This window comes from Streptomyces sp. DG2A-72, from assembly GCF_030499575.1.
GTDB lineage: Bacteria > Actinomycetota > Actinomycetes > Streptomycetales > Streptomycetaceae > Streptomyces.
Genome location: NZ_JASTLC010000001.1, coordinates 5,010,603 through 5,029,892 on the forward strand (window position 1 = coordinate 5,010,603; position 19,290 = coordinate 5,029,892).

Sequence of the window (19,290 nt, forward strand, 5' to 3'; positions counted from 1 at the left end):
GTCCACCCGTTTCCTTGGGCCAATCCTTTGGGGCGACCCTTTTCCACCCGAAAGTGAGCCTGGGGGTGGTTTGACTCGGGAATTCTTCGGCCGGAGGAGACGATTCGGAATGATCGCTTGCGGCATCCACAGATCTTTCGCACAGCCTGTGGATAACTCTTCGGGGCTGTGGAGCCCTGTGGACAACAGGTCCCTCAAGTCCCGTCCCCCGCAAGGAAATCGAGTCAACCGGACGCCCGGTCGATGACCCGTTCCAGGGAGTGAGACGCCTTTTATTGACACACAGGGCAATTCACTCATAACGCAACGTAAGGATCAGTTCGGACACCGCTCGGAATAGTGAGTCGTGTGCCGTCAGTCCGCACCGGTAGCCTTGGCCGCGTGATTGACCTTCGCCTGCTCCGTGAGGACCCCGACCGTGTGCGTGCGTCGCAGCGCGCCCGTGGAGAGGACGTCGCGCTCGTCGACTCCCTCCTGTCTGCCGACGAGCGGCGCAGGTCGTCCGGCGTCCGCTTCGACGAGCTGCGCGCCGAGCAGAAGGCGCTCGGCAAGCTGATCCCCAAGGCCTCGGGGGACGAGAAGGCCGAGCTGCTGAAGAAGGCGAGCCAGCTCGCCGCCGACGTCAAGGCGGCCGACGCCGAGCGCGACGCCGCCGCCGCCGAGACCCAGGAGCTGCTGCTCCGGCTGGGCAACCTCGTCCACCCCGACGTCCCCGTGGGCGGCGAGGAGGACTTCGTCGAGCTGGAGACGCACGGCACGATCCGCGACTTCGGCGCCGAGGGCTTCGAGCCAAAGGACCACCTGGAGCTCGGCCAGCTGCTCGGCGCGATCGACGTCGAGCGCGGTGCGAAGGTCTCCGGCTCGCGCTTCTACTTCCTGACGGGTGTGGGCGCGCTCCTGGAACTGGCGCTGGTGAACGCGGCGATCGCGCAGGCCACGGCCGCCGGTTTCACACCGATGCTGACCCCGGCGCTGGTCCGCCCGCAGTCGATGGCCGGCACCGGCTTCCTCGGCCAGGCCGCCCAGGACGTCTACCACCTCGCCAACGACGACCTCTACCTGGTCGGCACCTCCGAGGTACCCCTCGCCGCGTACCACATGGACGAGATCATCGACGCCGACCGCCTCCCGCTGCGCTACGCGGGCTTCTCGCCCTGCTTCCGCCGCGAGGCCGGCTCGCACGGCAAGGACACACGGGGCATCTTCCGCGTCCACCAGTTCGACAAGGTCGAGATGTTCTCGTACGTCGCCCCGGAGGACTCGCAGGCCGAGCACCAGCGCCTGCTGGAGTGGGAGAAGCAGTGGCTGACGTCGCTGGAGCTGCCGTTCCGCGTCATCGACGTCGCGACCGGTGACCTGGGCTCCTCGGCCGCCCGCAAGTTCGACTGCGAGGCGTGGATCCCGACCCAGGGCAAGTACCGGGAGCTGACGTCGACCTCGGACTGCACGGAGTTCCAGTCCCGCCGCCTGTCGATCCGCTTCCGTGACGGCAAGCAGGTCAAGCCGCTGGCGACGCTCAACGGCACGCTGTGCGCCGTACCGCGCACGATCGTGGCGATCCTGGAGAACCACCAGCAGGCCGACGGGTCGGTCCACGTGCCCGAGGTGCTGCGCCCCTACCTGGGCGGCCGAGAGGTCCTGGAGCCGGTGGCCAAGTGAGCGCCGGTTTCCCCTATCGGCTCATCGCGACCGACCTCGACGGAACGCTCCTGCGGTCCGACGAGTCGGTCTCCCGGCGCACCCGTGAGGCCCTCGCCGCGGCCACGGAGGCCGGTGCCGCGCACATCGTGGTGACCGGCCGCGCGGTCCCGTGGACACGGCACATCCTCGACGACCTCGGCTACGAGGGCCTCGCGGTCTGCGGCCAGGGGGCGCAGGTGTACGACGCCGGGCAGCACCGTCTGCTGACGTCGGTGACGCTGGACCGGCAGCTGGCCGGGGTGGCCCTGGCGAAGATCGAGGCAGAGGTCGGGCCGCTGTATCTCGCGGCGAGCCGGGACGGGCTGGACGGCGAGGTCCTGGTCGGGCCGGGCTACGCGGTCACGGGGGCGCTGCCGTCGATCCCGTTCACGGAGGCGTCGGATCTGTGGACGGCGCCGCTGAACAAGATCTACATCCAGCACCCTGAGCTGTCGGACGACGAGCTGGCGGAAGCCTCACGGCAGGCCGCGGGGGGATTCGTCACCGTCGCCATGGCCGGCGAGGGCATCGTCGAGTTGCTGCCGCTGGGATTGTCGAAGGCGACGGGGCTGTCGCTGGCCGCGCGCCGCCTGGGTGTGAAGGCCGCGGAAACGATTGCCTTCGGCGACATGCCGAATGACGTGCCGATGTTCGGCTGGGCGTCGTACGGGGTGGCGATGGCCAACGCCCATGCGGAGCTGAAGGCCGTGGCGGATGAGGTGACCGCGTCCAACGAGGAGGACGGGATCGCGGTGGTCCTGGAGCGTCTGCTCGGTTAGCTGACCGCCGTGGGCAGTCGTTCCGCAGGGCGATGGGGTCCCCCCCCCCGCTCGAGCGAAGCCGAGAGTGGAGGAGGGTGGGCACAGCCTGCAGCGCCGGGCGCCTCTCGACGTACTCCGAGCCCTGCACATCGGCCAAGTCACAGTGACAACGTCTCGCGGAGGATGCACGGATCGAACGTGCGCGGGCTTTTCAGGCCCGACCATGGCTTAGCAAGCCAGTGCCTTACCACTCGGCCAATCCTCCGGGAGGGCGGCCCACGCGAGAGCGACATCGCGTGCTCGAAGCGGCCGCCCCGGGCAGCGCCCCGTGCGGAGCGGGTTCGACGGTGGGGTAACTACACCGGAACTCGCCGCGGGCTGCCCTGTCGGGAGCTGTGCGTACTGCCGTGCATGGACATCGCGCAGCTCCTCTCCCAGAACGTGGCGCCGAACTCACCGCCCGGCGTCGTGGACACAACCACTGTGCCCGTACGACGAGTTGGGCGCCACTGAATTTAGAGGCGGCGGTGGGACCGCTACCGGCGCCACCGCCTGCGCCGACGGGACTTGCTGAAGAACCACCCCGCGGGCGGCTCGTCGGAGCGCCACGGCTGGGGCTCGGGCTTCTCCTCGCGCCAACGGGCGGCGAGCATCCGGGCACGGGCGGACGGCTCGGAGGTTTCGGCGGAGCGTATGAAGTCGTCGTCCAGGACCAACTCGTCCCAGGCGTCCCTCGACTCCGGCTGTCCCCCGCCCTGCGTCGACTCTCCTGCCATCCCCGGTGCCTCCCATTCGTGCGTCCCCCGTTGTGCCCAGTGTGCCCCGACAGGGGTGAAGTCCCTGTCAGAAGTCCCTGTCAGAAGTCCCTGTCAATAAGCGGTGCGTCTACTCCTCGCCCGCCAGCGTCAGCGACCGCAGCTTCTGCCCGGCGTACCAGGTGGCGAGTACGGTCACCACGACCAGCAGCACCGTGGCCGTCGTCAGTCCGACGTCCGAGGTCACCATGGATCCGCCGGCGACCTTGTGGGCGACGGCCAGCGACCACTGCTGGACGCTGAGCGTGCGCGCGCCGGAGACCAGGGAGCCGAACAGGGCCTCCCAGACCAGCGCGTAGACGAGTCCGAAGACCACCGCGTGCCGGGACACCGTGCCCAGCAGCAGGAAGAGCGCGGCGTACGCGATGGAGGCGACCAGTGCGGCGACCGTGTAGGCGACGGCGATCTGCTGGCCGTTGCCGTTGAGGATGAAGCCGGCGATCAGGGTCGGCACCGCCGAGAACACCATGGTCACGGCGATCGCGACGATCAGCTTGGTGAAGATGATCGTGGGGCGTTTCACCGGCTTGGACAGCAGATAGACAACGGAGCCGTCGTCGATCTCCGGGCCGATCGCTCCGGTGCCGGCGATGACGCCGATGATCGGCACCATGGTGGCGAGCGCGAGGCCGCCCAGCAGGTCCGCCGCGGTCTGATCGTCCGTGCCGACCAGGACGCGGACGATCACGGAGATCACGATGAGCAGTAGGGGCAGGGCGCCCAGAATGAGGGCCCTGCGACGGCCGAGCAGGGCCCGGTAGGTGAGTCGGGCGACTGTGGGGTCGTACATCTTCGGCCTCCTACGCCGCGACCAGATACGAGAACACGGACTCCAGGGACTCGTCGGACGGCGAGACCGCCAGCAGCCGGATGCCGTGGTCGCGGGCGACCTTGGGCAGCAGCGCGGTGAAGCGGCCGAAGTCGACGGCCTGGATGCGCAACGCGCCTTCCGCCAGGTCGACTTCGATGCCGGACGTCGACGAGTCGGAGATCAGCACGGCCGCGAGCGCGCGGTCGTCGCTGGAGCGCACCAGGTAGCGGTGCGGTCGGTCGGTCATCAGGCGGCGGATCTTGCGGAAGTCGCCGCTGGCCGCGTGCCGTCCGGCGACGACGACCTCGATGTGGCGGGCGAGTTGCTCGACCTCTTCGAGGATGTGGGACGAGAACAGGACCGTGCGGCCCTCGTCGCCCATTTTCCGCAGCAGGTCCATCAGCTGCATGCGCTGACGCGGGTCCATGCCGTTGAAGGGTTCGTCGAGGAGGAGGAGCGAGGGGTTGTGGACCAGGGCGCTGGCCATCTTCACGCGCTGCCGCATGCCCTTGGAGTACGTGGAGATCTTGCGGTCCTGCGCGTACTCCATCTCGACGGTGGCCAGGGCCTTCTGGGCGGCGTTGGCGCCGAGGCCGTGCAATTCGGCGTTGGCGACGACGAATTCGCGGCCGGTGAGGAAGTCGTACATCGCCTCGCGCTCGGGGACGATGCCGATCTGCTTGTAGATCTGCTCGTTGCGCCAGGTCGGCTGGCCGTCGAGGGTGACGGTGCCCGTTGAGGGGGCCAGGAAGCCGGCCATCATGTTGATGAGGGTGGACTTTCCGGCGCCGTTGGGGCCGAGGAGGCCGGTGACGCCGGGGCCGATCGTCATGGTGATGTCGTTGACGGCGACCACGTTGCCGAACCAGCGGGAGACGTGGTCGATGGAGAGCGTGGTCACAGTCCGACCTTTCGGTAGCGGCGCATCAGGAGGCCGTAGCAGGCGGCGATCAGGCCCAGGGTGACGAGGACGTAGACCACGCCCTCGCCATTGGACGGGCCGACGGCACCCGGGAAGGCCGATGAGGCTCCGAGGAACGCCGACTGCACTCCGTCGATGAGCGTGATCGGCGAGAACAGGCCGATCCAGGCGATGGCGTCGGTCGTGCCCTGTGCGTCGGCGATGGCCTGGAGCGTGGAGACGGCGCCGTAGGAGATGGTCAGGACGGCGATCACGGCGGCGATACCGAAGCCGCGGCGCGGGGTGACCGAGGCGATGACGAGGCCGATCCCGGCGAAGAGCAGTGAGAGCAGTGCCACGGCGACGAGTCCCTGGCCGAATCCCTTGGTCTGGTCGGCGAAGTCGAGTTTCGCCAGCAGCGCGCCCACATAGAGCACGATCAGCGGGGCGGCGGTGAGGATGAACATGGCCGAGGCGAGCGCCGCGTACTTGGCGCGTACGTAGTCGGCGGTCTCGATGGGCCGTGAGAAGTACAGCGGTACGGTCTTGAAGCGCAGGTCGCGGGAGACGGACTGGGGTGCCTGCGAGGCGACGTACAGGCTGATGACGGCCTGAAGGAAGATCGCGTATTCCGTGTAGTCGACGGGTAGTTTGCTGGCCTTCGTGGCGACCGCGACGGCGACCATGATGGCCGCGGGCACGCACATCACCACGAACAGCAGCATCGGCAGCACCTTGGACTTCACCGAGCGGCCGAGGCCGTAGGAGCCGCGCAGGGACTGCGAGTAGAGGGAGCGGGTGGCGTAGGAGCGGCCGAGGCGGGGGCCGTCGTAGTTGCGGTAGCCGATGTTGTGGATGCGGGTCTGGTCGCCCGGGGGTGCCGCTACGGGGTGCTCAACTGCCATGGCCGACGGCCTCCTTCCGCTGTGCGTCGGTGTCCTGGGAGGCCTCGTCCGTGAAGACCTCGGAGATGTGGTGCCTGCGCTGTTCCATGCGGACCAGGCCGAGGCCGAGGTCGGCCACCACGTCGCGGACGAGGTCGTAGGTCTCCTCGCCCTGCGCGGTCAGCAGCAGGATGTGACCGGCGCCCGGCAGGCCGCTCGCCGAGTCGAGGAGGTCCACCCCGCGCGCGTGCAGCGCCTCGCGCATCGCGCGGGTGCCGTCCGGGTGTTCGTCGGTGTCGGTGACCTCGACGGCGAGCGTCGTCGTGGTCTGGGTGAAGTCCGTGGTGGAGCTGGAGCGCAGGAGCTTGCCGCCGTCGACCACGACGACGTGGTCGCAGGTGCGCTCCAGTTCGCCCAGCAGGTGCGAGGTGACCAGGACGGAGATGCCGAAGTCGGTGTGGATCCTGCGGATCAGGCCGAGCATCTCGTCGCGGCCGACCGGGTCGAGGCCGTTGGTCGGCTCGTCCAGGAAGACCAGCTGCGGGTCGTGCACCAGGGCCTGGGCCAGCTTCACGCGCTGCTTCATGCCGGTCGAGTAGCCGCCGATGGGGCGGTAGCGCTCCTCGTACAGACCGACATGGCGCAGGGTGTCCGCGGTGCGCTCACGCGCGGCGGCGGGCGGGAGGCCGGACATGCGTGCCATGTGGACGACGAACTCGGTGGCCGAGACGTCCGGCGGCAGACAGTCGTGTTCCGGCATGTAGCCGACTCGCTCGCGGATCGCGGCGCCCTTGGTGGCGACGTCGAGTCCGAGCACTTCGGCACGGCCTTCGGTGGCAGGGGACAGACCCAGCAGGATCTTGATCAGTGTGGACTTGCCGGCTCCATTGGCTCCGACGAGTCCGGTCACACCGGGCCCGACGTCCACGGAGAGCCGGTCAAGCGCGGTCACCCGGGGGAACCGCTTGCTCAGGCTTTCGGTCGCGATCACAGTCACGTCTAAGACGGTAGTGACGCAAACCACTCCGGTCGTCAGACCCGAGAGCCGTCTTGGCGTCCCTCTGGAGTCGTACGGGGCCCTAGGGGTCACCCTGAGGTCGAACAACGCCGGCCGTCTTTTCCACATCGGCGGCGTTGTCCACAGGCGTGGGTGGGCCTATTGACGCAGCCTCCAACAACTGTCACATTCGCCAGTGTCAAGTTACGGACACGTACCGCGGTCAGCGTGGACAGGGTGGGGCGGTGTCGGATGACGACGGCTGTTGCAGATGAACGCGCCGCGGAGCTGCGGAAGTTCCGGACGGTGCAGCGCCTGGCGTACGAGTGCGCGGAGGCGGTCGCGGCCCGGTTGCAGCCGGGGGTGACCGAGCGCGAGGCGGCGCGGATGCAGCGCGAGTGGCTGCGTGAGCGGGGCGTGCGGGACTGGTTCCATCTGCCCTTCGCCTGGTTCGGCGACCGCACGGCGTTCGTGAACTTCCGCATCCCGCTGCAGTTCTTCCCCACCAACCGCCGACTCGAGCCCGGAATGCCGTTCATCCTGGACATGGCCCCGGTCTTCGAGGGCTGCACGGCGGACATCGGCTACTCCGGCTCGCTCGGCCTCAACCCGGTGCAGGACAAGCTGATGGCCGACCTGGAGGCGCACCGTGAGCTGATCCTGCGCGAGGTGCGCGAGCGCCGCCCGCTCAAGGAGATCTACGAGGACGTGGACCGGCTCATGGCCCGCCAGGGCTACGCCAACCGGCACCGCGCCTACCCGTTCGGCGTGATCGCCCACAAGGTGGACCGGGTCAAGGAGCGCCGCTGGTCGCCGCATGTGTTCGGGTTCGGCACGCAGTCCCTGAAGGGCCTGGCGAGCGACGCGCTGCACGGCCACCGCGAGGGCTGGTCGCCGCTGTGGTCGCCGTACCGCTTCTCCGACCACCCGCCGCAGCCGGGGCTGTGGGCGGTCGAACCCCATCTCGGCTTCCGGGGTACGGGCGCGAAGTTCGAGGAGATCCTGGTCGTCACCGACTCCAAGGACCCCGAGCAGAGCGCCTTCTGGCTGGACGACGATCTGCCGCACGTGCGGCGCTGGGCGGAGGACAAGTGACGGTGCTGAAGGGGGCGCGGGAGCGCCGGGTGCGGGTCGGCGGGGTCGAGCTGTGCGTCGCCGAGCTGGGGGACCCGGACCGGCCGACGGTCGTCCTCGTGCACGGCTACCCCGACAGCAAGGAGGTGTGGTCCGAGGTCGCCGCCGGACTCGCCGACCGCTTCCATGTCGTAGCGTACGACGTCCGGGGCCACGGCCGGTCCACGGCACCGCGGCCGCTGCGCGGCGGGTTCACGCTGGAGAAGCTGACGGACGACTTCCTGGCGGTCGTGGACGCGGTCAGCCCGGACCGGCCGGTGCATCTGGTGGGGCACGACTGGGGCTCGGTGCAGTCCTGGGAGTTCGTCACCGTCCAGCGCACCGAGGGGCGGATCGCGTCCTTCACCTCGGTGTCCGGGCCGTCCCTGGACCACTTCGGGCACTGGATCCACGCGCGCGTGAAGCGCCCCACCCCGCGCCGGGTCGGCCAGCTGCTGGGCCAGGGCGCCAAGTCCTGGTACGTGTATCTGCTGCACACGCCGGTCCTGCCCGAACTGGCCTGGCGCGGCCCCCTCGGCAAGAGCTGGCCGCGGATCCTGGAGCGCGTGGAGCGCGTACCCGGCGACGGCTACCCGACCTCCTCGCTCCCCAGGGACGCGGCCCACGGGGCATGGCTGTACCGGGACAACGTACGGCCGAGGCTGCGCAGGCCCCGCACGGACGCCTACGCGCACGCGCCCGTGCAGCTCATCACGCCCCTGGGCGACGCGTTCCTGTCGGAGAAGCTGTACGACGGACTGGAGGAGTGGGTTCCGCAGTTGACCCGCCGTACGCTCCCCGCGAAGCACTGGGTCCCGCGTTCCCGGCCCGACCAACTGACGGCGTGGGTCTCCGAGTTCGTGACCGCCGTCGAGGGCGGCAGACCGCAGATGAGCGCCACGGGCAGGCACGCGGACCGGTTCGGCGGGCAGCTCGTCCTGGTCACCGGCGCGGGCAGCGGCATCGGGCGGGCCACGGCGTTCGCGTTCGCCGAGGCGGGCGCGCGCGTGGTGTCCGTCGACCGGGACGCGGAGGCCGCGGCGCGCACCGCCGAGCTGTCCCGGCTGGTCGGCGCCCCCGAGGCGTGGGCGGAGACCGTCGACGTCTGTGACGAGCAGGCCATGGAGAAGCTCGCCGAGAAGGTCGCCGCCGAGTACGGCGTGGTGGACGTGCTGGTGAACAACGCCGGGATCGGCCTGTCCGGCTCCTTCCTGGACACCACCCCGGAGGACTGGAAGAAGGTCCTCGACGTCAACCTGTGGGGCGTGATCCACGGCTGCCGCCTGTTCGGGAAGCAGATGGCCGAGCGTGGACAGGGCGGCCACATCGTCAACACCGCGTCAGCGGCGGCGTACCAGCCCTCCAAGGCGCTGCCCGCGTACAGCACCTCCAAGGCGGCCGTGCTGATGCTGAGCGAGTGCCTGCGCGCGGAGCTGGCCGGACAGGGCATCGGCGTGACGGCGATATGCCCCGGCTTCATCAACACCAACATCACCTCCACCGCACGCTTCGCCGGGGTCGACGCCGCCGAGGAGAAGCGGCGCCAGAAGAAGTCCGCCCGTCTGTACGGGCTGCGGAACTACCCGCCGGAGAAGGTCGCCGACGCGATCCTGCGGGCGGTGGTGAAGAACCTGGCCGTCGTCCCGGTGACACCCGAGGCGCGCGGCGCGCACCTCATGTCCCGGTTCACGCCCCGCGCGCTGCGGGCCGTCGCCCGGCTGGAGCCACCGCTATGAGCGATCACCGGTACGCCATCACCCCACGCCGCGTGTCCTTCGACTGGACCCGCACACCACTGCACTGGATCCCCGGCGAGCCGACCGCGACCCACGTCATCAACGTGCTGCATCTGCTGCTGCCGGCGGGGGAGCGGTGGTTCGTGAAGGTCTTCAAGGAGGGCCTGCCGCTGGTGCGGGATCCCGAACTCCTGGCGGACGTCAAGGGGTTCATGGGGCAGGAGGCCACACACAGCGTGCAGCACTCGCATGTGCTCGACCACCTCAAGGCACAGCAGCTGGACACGGCGGAGTTCACCAAGTACGTCGACTTCCTCTTCGAGCGGCTGCTCGGCGAGCGCCCACCGCTCGGCGCACCCATACCGCAGCCGGAGTGGCTGCGCTGGCGGCTGGCCGTCGTCGCGGCGATCGAGCAGTTCACGGCGGTACTCGGCGACTGGGTGCTGGCCGCCGACGCCCTGGACCGGGCCGACGCCGACGAGGTCATGCTCGATCTGCTGCGCTGGCACGGCGCTGAGGAGGTCGAGCACCGAGCGGTCGCCTTCGACATGTACCAGCACTGCGGCGGCCCCGGTTCACCCCGCTACGCCCGCCGCCTCGCCGCGATGGCCGTCACCGCGCCGGTGATGCTCTACCTGTGGGTATGGGGCACGGCGTACCTGATACGTCACGATCCACAGCTCGCCGGCCGCCTGCGCTACTCCCTCGCCGAACACAACACGGCGGTCCGCAAGGGTCTGTTGCCTGCGTGGCGGGAGCTGGGTGCCGCGATCCCCCGCTACTTCAAGCGGTCGTACCACCCCTCGCAGGAAGGGTCGCTGAGCCGGGCGGTCGAGTATCTGCGGAGGTCACCGGCGGCGAGGGCGGCGGCATGAGCAAGGAGGGCGCCGGAGCCCGGGGGCCTGGCGCCGCAGCCGGGGCGGGGACCGCGCCCGCCTACCGGATCGAGGACCTCGCGCACCTCAGTGGCGCCACGGTCCGCACCATCCGTGCCTACCAGGACCGCGGCCTGCTCCCCCGCCCCGAGCGCCGTGGCCGGGCGAACGTGTACGGCGACGCGCATCTGGCCCGTCTGCGCCAGATCGCCGATCTCCTGGACCGCGGTTACACCCTGGCCTCCATCAAGGAGCTCCTGGAGGCCTGGGACGCCGGGCGGGGCCTCGGCGGCGTGCTCGGGCTGGTCGCCGAGGTCGACGGTCCGTGGACCGACGAGGAGGCGGTACGGATCTCTCGCGCCGAGCTGGACGAGCGGTTCGGCGGCTCCCCCGACGACGCGGCGGTCGCCGACGCGGTCGAACTCGGTGTGCTGGAGCCGGTGCCGGGCGACGGCGACTCGTTCCTCGTGCCCAGCCCTCAAGAACTCGCCGTGGCCGTCGAGTTGTACGCGGCCGGGGTCCCCCTGTCCGCGATCTCGGGACATCTGCGGGAGTTGAGGGGCCAGGTCGAGCACATCGCGGCCCGTTTCCTGGAGTTCACCACAGAGCACGTCTTCGCCCGCTACCTGGACGGACCGCACCGTCCGACCGACGCGGACGCCGCCGAGGCGGCCTCGCTCGTACGGCGTCTGCGACCCCTCGCCCGCCAGTCCGTGGACGCCGAACTCGCCCGCGCGATGCGCCTGTTCGCGGTGCGGCACCTGCGGCAGCACCTCGGCACGGGCGAGGCTCCGCAAGTGAGCGAGGAGTCACGGTCCGTGACGATTCCGGCGGGGACGATGCGAGCCGTGGAGAAGCTCGTTGGTCCGGGGAAGGCAGCCGAGTTCATCGCCCTGGCCGCCGAACGCGAGGTGCGAGCCCGCGCCTTGGACGATCTTGCCGCAAGTAGGGCCACACCAGTTGATCTTGACGAAACCCCTTGAATCGACGGCTCGTTGTCCACAGAGTCGCCAAATCCCCTGTGGATAACTTGACTTGGTTGTGGATCAAACATCCGGAGTCAACTCATTCGCGTGATCCACGTCTCTCGCGGCACCCTGAAGGCATGGACGAAAGACGCACCGTGAAGGTGTCGAAGTACCTCTCCAAGCATCTGCGCCATCAGCCTGAGCGGATGGGGCTCGTGCTCGACGAGGGCGGCTGGGTCGAGATCGAGACGCTGATGGCCGCGGCAGCCGCGCACGGCTTCCCTTTCACGCGGGACGAACTGGACCAAGTGGTCGCCGCCAACGACAAGAAACGCTTCGCGATCGAAGGCTCGCGGATCCGCGCCAGCCAGGGACACAGCGTCGAGGTCGACCTCGGACTGTCCCCGGCCACCCCGCCGCCGTACCTCTACCACGGGACCGTGGCCCGGAACCTGGACGCGATCCGTACCGAGGGGCTCCACCCGATGAACCGGCACGACGTGCATCTCTCGGCCGACCGCGAGACGGCGACCCGCGTCGGCGCCCGCCGCGGCCGCCCCGTCGTCCTGTCCGTGGACGCCGGTGCCATGCACCGGGACGGCCATGTCTTCCAGGTGAGCGCGAACGGGGTGTGGCTGACGAAGGCCGTACCACCGAAGTACCTGAGGTTTCCGGAGCGGCACTGAACCCTCTTCCGGCATGATCAGTGGTATGGACCACCTCCCCAGCACCGAGGCCGCCGTCACCGCGCTCCGAGAGATCGCCGCCGAGTACGCGTGCGAGATCGAGGTGAGCCATGACATCGGCGCCGACCAGACCTCGCGCCGCACGGCGGCGGGCATAGGCGTCGCCACCGACCCGGACGGCTCTCTGCCCCACGAGGCCTACGTCGAGTTCGGCGGCTCGCCCCGGGTGAGTGTCCGCCTCTACCCCGAGGACGACGCGCTGATCACGGTCGAGGGCGTCGAGTGCCCCGACATCCCGCGCGACGACGTCCCGGCCTTTCTCCGCTCTGTCTTCGGTGGGCTCGCGTACGTCACCGCGCGCCGCTTCCCGCCCGGCTACCGCCTGGTCGTGCCGCTGCCCGGAGACCGTGTGCACAAGGAGTGGACGGAGATGATCTCCCTCACGCCGTGGCTGAGCAGCCGCGTACGGTGACCGTTTCACGTGAAACCCCGTCGGCCGCATACGCTCGACCCATGAGTCTGCGTCTGAGCACTGTGATCCTCCCCTACCGCCGCTGGCACGAAGGCGGCCGTTCGGCATGGCAGCGCGCTGAGCAGCTCGGCTTCCACACCGCGTACACCTACGACCATCTGTCCTGGCGCAGCTTCCGGGACGGCCCCTGGTTCGGTGCCGTGCCGACGCTGACCGCCGCCGCGGCCGTGACCGATCAGCTGCGGCTGGGCACCCTGGTCACCTCGCCGAACTTCCGGCACCCGGTGACTCTCGCCAAGGAGCTGATCTCCCTCGACGACATCTCGGGCGGGCGCGTCACGCTCGGCATCGGCGCCGGCGGTTCCGGTTTCGACGCCACCGCGCTCGGCCAGGAGCCTTGGACGCCGCGCGAGCGCGCCGACCGGTTCGCCGAGTTCGTACCGCTGCTCGACCGGCTGCTGACCGAGGACACGGTGTCGTACGAGGGCGACTTCTACGCGGCGCACGAGGCGCGCAACATCCCGGGCTGTGTGCAGCGGCCCCGGCTGCCGTTCGCGGTGGCCGCCACCGGGCCGCGTGGGCTGCGGCTCGCCGCGCGGCACGGGCAGGCCTGGGTGACCACCGGCGACCCCAAGCTGTACGAGAACGGCACTCCTGAACAGTCGATTCAAGCCCTTCGTGGACAGGCGGAGAAGCTCGCCGACGCATGCGCCGTCCTCGGCCGTGATGTGTCCGGGCTCGACAAGATCCTGCTCACCGGTTTCACTCCGGACCGTGGCCGCCCGCTGCAGTCGCTCGACGCGTTCGTGGACTTCGCGGGCCGGCACCTGGAACTGGGCTTCACCGAGATCGTGATCCACTGGCCGATCCCCGACTCGGACTTCGCCGCCGATGAGAAGGTCTTCGAGCAGATCGCCATGGAGGCGCCTGCACAGCTCAGCTGAACCGTCGCTGCGACGGCGAGGGCTCGTGGGCGCAAGGGTGCAGGTGAGAGCCGTCACCACTCACATGTGCGGAGTCCCGCACGGCCGTGCAGGCATATGCGGGAGAATGGCCGGGTGACCTCAGCGACCAGACAGCCCGAGACCCCGGCCACCACTGTCCCGCCGCGCCTGATCGCGACCGATCTCGACGGCACCCTGTTGCGCGACGACAAGTCGGTCTCCCCGCGTACGGTCGCCGCTCTGGCCGCCGCCGAGGAGGCGGGTATCGAGGTCTTCTTCGTCACGGGCCGTCCGGCCCGCTGGATGGACGTCGTCAGTGACCACGTCCATGGTCACGGGCTGGCGATCTGCGGAAACGGTGCCGCGGTGGTCGACCTGCACGGCGGCCCCGGCGCCCACCGGTTCGTGAAGGTGCGGGAGCTGACGCGGCCCAACGCGCTGGACGCCGTACGACTGCTGCGTGAGGCGGCGCCCGGCACGGTGTACGCGGTCGAGCAGACGTATGGCTTCCACCAGGAGCCGGACTATCCCAAGCTGCACATGGAGGTCCCGGACAACCTGGCGCCGGCCGAGCAGCTGCTGGCCACTGACGGTCCCGGTGCCGATGAGCCGGTCCTCAAGATCCTCGCGTATCACCCCGAGATCGATCCGGACGCCTTCCTGACTCTCGCCCGCCTCGCTGTCGGCGACCGTGCCAACGTCACCCGGTCCAGCCCCAGCGCTCTGCTGGAGCTCAGCGGCCCAGGTGTCTCCAAGGCCAGCACGCTCGCCCTGTGCTGTGCCGAGCGCGGCATCTCCCACGAGGAGGTCGTCGCGTTCGGCGACATGCCGAACGACGTCGAGATGCTCACCTGGGCGGGCCAGTCGTATGCGATGGGCAATGCGCACCCGGATGTGATCGCGGCCGCCTCGGGGCGGACGGTCGCCAACAACGAGGACGGGGTGGCGGTCGTGATCGAACAGATGCTGGCTGAGCGGCTGTAACGGGCGTCGTCCAGGCGCACGCCCCTTAAATGCTGCTGTGGAGAGCCGGCGGATCAGCACTCCGCTAGTGCACGCCGACCAGCAGCTCCGACTCCGCCTCCCGCTCCGCCATCCGCCGCAGCGGCCCTTCCACCACGGCCAGCTCCGCATACGTGCCCCGCTGCGCCACGCACCCCTCCTCCAGCACGATCACCTCGTCCACCGTCTCCAGACCGGCCAGCCGATGCGTGATGAGCAGTGTCGTACGGCCCTCGGTGGCGGCCAGCAGATCGGCGGTGAGCGCATCCGCCGTCGGCAGGTCGAGATGCTCGGCGGGCTCGTCGAGCACCAGCACCGGGAAGTCGGCGAGCAGTGCACGGGCCAGCGCGAGCCGCTGCCGCTGCCCGCCGGACAGCCGCGCCCCGTGCTCGCCGACCAGGGTGTCGAGCCCGTCGGGCAGGCTGTCGGCCCAGTCCAGCAGCCGGGCCCGCTTCAGGGCGTCGCGCAGTTCGCCCTCGGTGGCGTCCTTCCTGGCGAGCAGCAGGTTCTCGCGCACCGAGCTGTCGAAGAGGTGCGCGTCCTGGGCACACAGCCCGACGAGCCGCCGTACGTCGTCGCCGTCCAGCGCGCCCGCGTCCACGCCGCCCAGCGTGTACGAGCCCGCGTCCGCGTCCAGGAAGCGCAGCAGCACCTGCGCGAGCGTCGTCTTGCCGGACCCGGACGGGCCGACCACGGCGACCCGGCGCCCCTCCGCCAGCGTCAGGTCGAGTCCGACGAGGGCGTCACGCTCCTGCCCCGTGTGCCGGGCGGCCAGGCCCCTGACGACAACCGGGAACGGCGACGCGGGCGCCTGCCGGGGCCGCTCCGGCTCTTGTACGGGCTCGGGCGCGTCCAGTACGTCGTACACGCGCTCCGCGCTCCTGCCCACCCGCTGCCGGAACCGGACGGCCAGCGGCATGCCGAGCACGGCCTCGAAGGCGGCCAGCGGGGTGAGGACGACGACGGCCATCGCGATGCCACCCAGGCGGCCGTCGGCGACCGCCTGGGCGCCCACGAGGGCGGTGGCGGCGACGGTCAGGCCGGAGACGAGCGCGGTGAGCCCGTCGCCGAGCGCGGTGGCGGTGGCGGCGCGCGAGGCGATCCGGGTGAGCGTGCCGTCGGCCCGCCGTACCCCGGCGGTACGCGCGGCCAGCGCGCCGGCGACGGTCAACTCGGCGGTGCCGGTGAGCAGATCGGCCACACGGGTTGCCAGCACTCCACGGGCGGGGGCCAGTCTGCGCTCCGCTCGCCGGGCGACGGCTCCGGTGAGCAGCGGGACACCGGCTCCGGCCGCCAGCAGCCCGACGGCGAGCGCGGCACCGGCCTCGGGCAGCAGCCAGGCCGTGAATCCGACCGAGGCGGCGGACACGGCGGCGGCGGCACCGGCGGGCAGCAGCCAGCGCAGCCAGTAGTCCTGCAGGGCGTCCACGTCGGAGACGAGCCGCGACAGCAGGTCGCCCCGCCGGGTCCGGCGCAGTCCCGCGGGCGCCAGCCGCTCCAGCCGCCGGTACACGGCGACCCGCGTATCGGCCAGCATCCGCAGCACGGCGTCGTGCGACACCAGCCGCTCGGCATACCGGAAAACGGCGCGCCCGATACCGAAGGCCCGCGTCGCCGTCACCGCGACCATCAGATACAGCACCGGCGGCTGCTGCGAGGCCCGCGAGATGAGCCACCCAGAGGTGGCCATGAGCCCGACGGCGCTCCCGAGGGCGAGGCTTCCGAGCAGCAGGGCAAGAGCGAGACGTCCGCGGTGGGCGCGGGCCATGGCGCGGACGCGGGCGAGCACACCGCCGGCGGTCGTCGGGACCTCCGTTTCCGGCTCGGCGACGAGGTCGTCCGCCGCTGCTTCCTCGATGCGGTGGGTCGCCGCTCCCTTCGACGCGGCCTCCGCCTCCGCCTCCGCGGGAGCGTAGGCCGTGGCTTCTTCCAGCCGCACCACCCGGTCCGCGACCCCCAGCAACGCCGGCCGATGCACCACGAGCAGCACCGTCCGTCCCACGGCCAGGCGCCGCACCGCCTCCACGACCTCGCCCTCGGTCTCCCCGTCCAGCGCGGCCGTCGGCTCATCGAGCAGGAGCACAGGCCGGTCCGCGAGGAAGGCCCGGGCGAGCGCGAGCCGCTGCCGCTGACCGGCGGAGAGCCCGGCCCCGTCCTCGCCGAGCAGGGTTTCCAGGCCCTGGGGCAGCGCGTCCACGAACTTCAGGGCTCCCGCGTCCCGAAGCGCCTGCCGTACGTCCGTGTCGTCCGCGTCGGGACGCGCCAGCCGTACGTTCTCCGCGATCGTCCCGGCGTACAGATGGGGCCGCTGCGGCACCCAGGCGATCCGCGACCGCCACTCCTCCAGGTCGACCTCGGCGAGATCGACTCCCCCGAGCAACACACGCCCCTCAGTGGGTCGTACGAACCCCAGCAGGACGTGCAGCAACGTCGACTTGCCGGCGCCGCTCGGCCCGACAAGAGCGACCGTCTCCCCGGGCTCGACGGCGAAGGACGCCTCGGACACGGCGTCCATGGACCGGCCGGAGTACCGGACGGTGACGCCCTCGAAACGCACCGGCCCGGTCGGCACGGCAGCGCTTCCCGACGCCGGCACCGGCGTCTCCAGCACCGCAAAGATCTCCTCGGCGGCCGCAAGCCCCTCCGCCGCGGCGTGGTACTGCGCCCCCACTTGTCGCAGCGGCAGATAGGCCTCGGGTGCGAGCACCAGGATGACCAGACCGATGTAGAGGTCCATCTCGCCGTGGACGAGCCGCATGCCGATCGTCACCGCGACCAGGGCCACGGAGATGGTGGCGAGCAGTTCCAGAGCGAAGGAGGAGAGGAACGCGATCCGCAGGGTGCGCATGGTCGCCTGCCGGTACTCGCCGGTGATGCGCCGGATCGAGTCGGCCTGTGCCTTGGCCCGCCCGAACACCTTCAGGGTGGGCAGCCCGGCGACGACGTCCAGGAAGTGTCCGGACAGCCGGGACAGCAGCTGCCATTGACGGTCCATCCGGGCCTGCGTGGCCCAGCCGATCAGCATCATGAAGATCGGGATGAGGGGCAGGGTGCCGACGATGATCGCGGCAGAGACCCAGTCTTCGGTGACGATCCGGGCCAGCACCGCGACAGGAACGACGACCGCCAACCCCAACTGCGGCAGATAGCGCGAGAAGTAGTCGTCGAGGGCGTCGACTCCGCGGGTGGCAAGGGCGACCAGCGAGCCGGTCCGCTGTCCGCTCAGCCAGCCCGGTCCCAACGCCCCGGCCCGTTCCAGCAGCCGCCCCCGCAGCTCCGACTTCACCGCCGCACTCGCCCGATGGGCGGCCAGCTCGGTGAGCCAGGCGACAGTGGCGCGGCCGACGGCGACGGCCACCAACAGCAGCAGGGGAGTGCTGAGTTCACCGACCGACAGCCCGTGCTGGAACGCACCGACCACTACCTCGGCGATGAGCATGGCCTGCGCGATGACCAGCGCCGCTCCGACGGCACCCAGGCCGACGACGGCCAGCAGAAAGAGCCGGGTGGCGCGGGCGTACCGGAGCAGTCTCGGGTCGATCGGTTTCACGTGAAACACACCCTCTTCTCAAGAGGTCTCATGGGGGCATGTTTCACGTGAAACATGCCCCAATTCGGACTCAGTGCACTGCCCCGGCAGCAGCGTCGGCGGCGATGTGCTGCGTACCGATCCGCTTGCGGAACACCCAGTACGTCCACGACTGGTAGAGCACCACGATCGGCGTCGCGATCGCCGCGCACCAGGTCATGATCTTCAGCGTGTACGGGCTCGACGAGGCATTGGTGACCGTGAGGCTCCAGTCCTCATTGAGGGAGGACGGCATGACGTCCGGGAAGAGCGACAGGAAGAGCATCGCCACCGAGGCCACGATCGTGATCCCGGACAGGGCGAACGACCAGCCCTCACGCCCCGCCTGATTCGCCATCAGCGCCCCGACCAGCGAGGCCACCGCCACGATCAGGGCGACCAGGCTCTGACCGTCACCACTGTCGACCTGCGTCCAGAGCAGGAAGATCGACACCAACACAGCGGTGACGAGGCCGACTTGCAGAGCCAGCTTCCGTGCCCGCACCCGGATGTCCCCGACGGTCTTGAGCGCCGTGAACACCGCACCGTGGAAGGTGAACAGCGTCAGGGTCACCAGCCCCCCGAGAAGGGCGTACGGGTTGAGCAGGTCCCAGAAGGTGCCTACGTAGTTGAAGTCCTGGTCGATCTTCACACCCCCCACGATGTTGCCGAAGGCCACACCCCACAGGAACGCCGGGATCAGCGAGGTCCAGAAGATCGCGGTCTCCCAGTTGCGCTGCCAGTTCTCCTCGGGCCGCTTCGCCCGGTACTCGAAGGCAACGCCTCGCACGATCAGGCAGACCAGGATGAGCAGCAGCGGCAGATAGAAGCCGGAGAAGAGCGTGGCGTACCACTCGGGGAAGGCGGCGAAGGTCGCGCCACCCGCCGTGAGCAGCCACACCTCGTTGCCGTCCCAGACGGGCCCGATGGTGTTGATCAGCACCCGCCGCTCGGGCCGGTCCCGCGCCAGCAGCTTGGTGAGGATGCCGACCCCGAAGTCGAACCCCTCCAGGAAGAAGTAGCCGGTCCACAGGACGGCGATGAGGACGAACCAGACGTCGTGAAGTTCCATGACTG

Annotated in this window: 17 protein-coding genes and 1 tRNA gene; 10 read left to right on the forward strand and 8 right to left on the reverse strand. The window is 70.1% G+C overall.

The features are described from left to right. Positions 1 to 381 precede the first annotated feature (381 nt). Together serS and QQY66_RS23875 are read left to right on the forward strand one after the other, a co-directional pair. Positions 382 to 1,659, forward strand: coding sequence for a serine--tRNA ligase (gene serS, locus QQY66_RS23870; protein WP_301982363.1), 1,278 nt, complete (start codon positions 382 to 384; stop codon positions 1,657 to 1,659). After that, entirely contained in the window at positions 1,656 to 2,459 is an 804-nt protein-coding gene (locus tag QQY66_RS23875) for an HAD family hydrolase (protein ID WP_301982364.1), read from the forward strand. The genes serS and QQY66_RS23875 overlap by 4 nt, the downstream gene beginning before the upstream one ends. A 159-nt stretch (positions 2,460 to 2,618) precedes the next feature. On the opposite strand, the gene QQY66_RS23880 is transcribed toward QQY66_RS23875, so the two are convergent. The 6 genes from QQY66_RS23880 to QQY66_RS23905 all read right to left on the reverse strand — a co-directional run bounded on the left by QQY66_RS23880 (position 2,619) and on the right by QQY66_RS23905 (position 6,843). Continuing rightward, positions 2,619 to 2,706: transfer RNA gene (locus tag QQY66_RS23880), tRNA-Ser, on the reverse strand. A 271-nt stretch (positions 2,707 to 2,977) separates the two neighbouring features. Then, on the reverse strand, positions 2,978 to 3,217 hold the full coding sequence (locus QQY66_RS23885; protein ID WP_301982365.1) for a hypothetical protein: 240 nt from the start codon (positions 3,215 to 3,217) through the stop codon (positions 2,978 to 2,980). A 109-nt stretch (positions 3,218 to 3,326) separates the two neighbouring features. After that, positions 3,327 to 4,046, reverse strand: coding sequence for an ABC transporter permease subunit (locus tag QQY66_RS23890; protein ID WP_301982366.1), 720 nt, complete (start codon positions 4,044 to 4,046; stop codon positions 3,327 to 3,329). A gap of 10 nt (positions 4,047 to 4,056) precedes the next feature. Next, on the reverse strand, positions 4,057 to 4,968 hold the full coding sequence (locus QQY66_RS23895) for an ABC transporter ATP-binding protein (RefSeq protein WP_301982367.1): 912 nt from the start codon (positions 4,966 to 4,968) through the stop codon (positions 4,057 to 4,059). After that, positions 4,965 to 5,873 (reverse strand): ABC transporter permease, encoded by a 909-nt coding sequence (locus QQY66_RS23900; RefSeq protein WP_301982368.1) that lies wholly within the window; start codon positions 5,871 to 5,873, stop codon positions 4,965 to 4,967. Before QQY66_RS23900 ends, QQY66_RS23895 begins: the two co-directional genes overlap by 4 nt. Continuing rightward, positions 5,863 to 6,843: an ABC transporter ATP-binding protein gene (locus QQY66_RS23905; RefSeq protein WP_301987471.1), complete on the reverse strand. Its 981-nt coding sequence runs from the start codon at positions 6,841 to 6,843 to the stop codon at positions 5,863 to 5,865. Before QQY66_RS23905 ends, QQY66_RS23900 begins: the two co-directional genes overlap by 11 nt. Before the next feature lie 258 nt (positions 6,844 to 7,101). Between QQY66_RS23905 and QQY66_RS23910 the strand changes: the two genes are divergently transcribed. The 8 genes from QQY66_RS23910 to QQY66_RS23945 all read left to right on the forward strand — a co-directional run bounded on the left by QQY66_RS23910 (position 7,102) and on the right by QQY66_RS23945 (position 14,627). After that, positions 7,102 to 7,944, forward strand: coding sequence for a M24 family metallopeptidase (locus QQY66_RS23910; RefSeq protein ID WP_301982369.1), 843 nt, complete (start codon positions 7,102 to 7,104; stop codon positions 7,942 to 7,944). Then, the gene (locus QQY66_RS23915; protein WP_301982370.1) at positions 7,941 to 9,698 is read left to right on the forward strand and encodes an SDR family oxidoreductase; all 1,758 of its coding nucleotides are present in this window, start codon (positions 7,941 to 7,943) and stop codon (positions 9,696 to 9,698) included. The genes QQY66_RS23910 and QQY66_RS23915 overlap by 4 nt, the downstream gene beginning before the upstream one ends. Further along, positions 9,695 to 10,573, forward strand: coding sequence for a metal-dependent hydrolase (locus QQY66_RS23920; protein ID WP_301982371.1), 879 nt, complete (start codon positions 9,695 to 9,697; stop codon positions 10,571 to 10,573). Before QQY66_RS23915 ends, QQY66_RS23920 begins: the two co-directional genes overlap by 4 nt. Continuing rightward, positions 10,570 to 11,556 carry a MerR family transcriptional regulator gene (locus tag QQY66_RS23925; protein ID WP_301982372.1) on the forward strand — a complete coding sequence of 329 codons (987 nt, stop codon included), beginning with the start codon at positions 10,570 to 10,572 and terminating at the stop codon, positions 11,554 to 11,556. The genes QQY66_RS23920 and QQY66_RS23925 overlap by 4 nt, the downstream gene beginning before the upstream one ends. A 122-nt stretch (positions 11,557 to 11,678) precedes the next feature. Continuing rightward, positions 11,679 to 12,227 (forward strand): RNA 2'-phosphotransferase, encoded by a 549-nt coding sequence (locus QQY66_RS23930; RefSeq protein WP_301982373.1) that lies wholly within the window; start codon positions 11,679 to 11,681, stop codon positions 12,225 to 12,227. Positions 12,228 to 12,240: 13 nt separating this feature from the next. Further along, positions 12,241 to 12,699, forward strand: a complete 459-nt coding sequence (locus QQY66_RS23935; protein WP_301982374.1) for a hypothetical protein — start codon at positions 12,241 to 12,243, stop codon at positions 12,697 to 12,699. A gap of 41 nt (positions 12,700 to 12,740) precedes the next feature. Continuing rightward, on the forward strand, positions 12,741 to 13,643 hold the full coding sequence (locus QQY66_RS23940) for an LLM class flavin-dependent oxidoreductase (protein WP_301982375.1): 903 nt from the start codon (positions 12,741 to 12,743) through the stop codon (positions 13,641 to 13,643). A gap of 96 nt (positions 13,644 to 13,739) precedes the next feature. Next, on the forward strand, positions 13,740 to 14,627 hold the full coding sequence (locus QQY66_RS23945) for an HAD hydrolase family protein (RefSeq protein ID WP_301982376.1): 888 nt from the start codon (positions 13,740 to 13,742) through the stop codon (positions 14,625 to 14,627). A gap of 64 nt (positions 14,628 to 14,691) precedes the next feature. Here QQY66_RS23945 and cydD read toward each other — a convergent pair whose 3' ends face one another. Beyond that, complete coding sequence (gene cydD, locus QQY66_RS23950) at positions 14,692 to 18,195, reverse strand: thiol reductant ABC exporter subunit CydD (protein WP_301982377.1); 3,504 nt, start codon at positions 18,193 to 18,195, stop codon at positions 14,692 to 14,694. Positions 18,196 to 18,265: 70 nt separating this feature from the next. Continuing rightward, positions 18,266 to 19,285, reverse strand: coding sequence for a cytochrome d ubiquinol oxidase subunit II (cydB, locus tag QQY66_RS23955; protein ID WP_301982378.1), 1,020 nt, complete (start codon positions 19,283 to 19,285; stop codon positions 18,266 to 18,268). Positions 19,286 to 19,290 lie beyond the last annotated feature (5 nt).

Excerpts from the sequence above, each read along its gene's own strand:
- QQY66_RS23945 (WP_301982376.1), top strand. The coding sequence starts at position 13,740 with ATGCGGGAGAATGGCCGGGTGACCTCAGCGACCAGACAGCCCGAGACC.
- QQY66_RS23925 (WP_301982372.1), top strand. The coding sequence starts at position 10,570 with ATGAGCAAGGAGGGCGCCGGAGCCCGGGGGCCTGGCGCCGCAGCCGGG.
- QQY66_RS23930 (WP_301982373.1), top strand. The coding sequence starts at position 11,679 with ATGGACGAAAGACGCACCGTGAAGGTGTCGAAGTACCTCTCCAAGCAT.
- QQY66_RS23910 (WP_301982369.1), top strand. The coding sequence starts at position 7,102 with ATGACGACGGCTGTTGCAGATGAACGCGCCGCGGAGCTGCGGAAGTTC.
- cydB (WP_301982378.1), bottom strand. The coding sequence starts at position 19,285 with ATGGAACTTCACGACGTCTGGTTCGTCCTCATCGCCGTCCTGTGGACC.
- QQY66_RS23900 (WP_301982368.1), bottom strand. The coding sequence starts at position 5,873 with ATGGCAGTTGAGCACCCCGTAGCGGCACCCCCGGGCGACCAGACCCGC.
- QQY66_RS23935 (WP_301982374.1), top strand. The coding sequence starts at position 12,241 with ATGATCAGTGGTATGGACCACCTCCCCAGCACCGAGGCCGCCGTCACC.
- QQY66_RS23920 (WP_301982371.1), top strand. The coding sequence starts at position 9,695 with ATGAGCGATCACCGGTACGCCATCACCCCACGCCGCGTGTCCTTCGAC.
- QQY66_RS23890 (WP_301982366.1), bottom strand. The coding sequence starts at position 4,046 with ATGTACGACCCCACAGTCGCCCGACTCACCTACCGGGCCCTGCTCGGC.
- QQY66_RS23940 (WP_301982375.1), top strand. The coding sequence starts at position 12,741 with ATGAGTCTGCGTCTGAGCACTGTGATCCTCCCCTACCGCCGCTGGCAC.
- QQY66_RS23885 (WP_301982365.1), bottom strand. The coding sequence starts at position 3,217 with ATGGCAGGAGAGTCGACGCAGGGCGGGGGACAGCCGGAGTCGAGGGAC.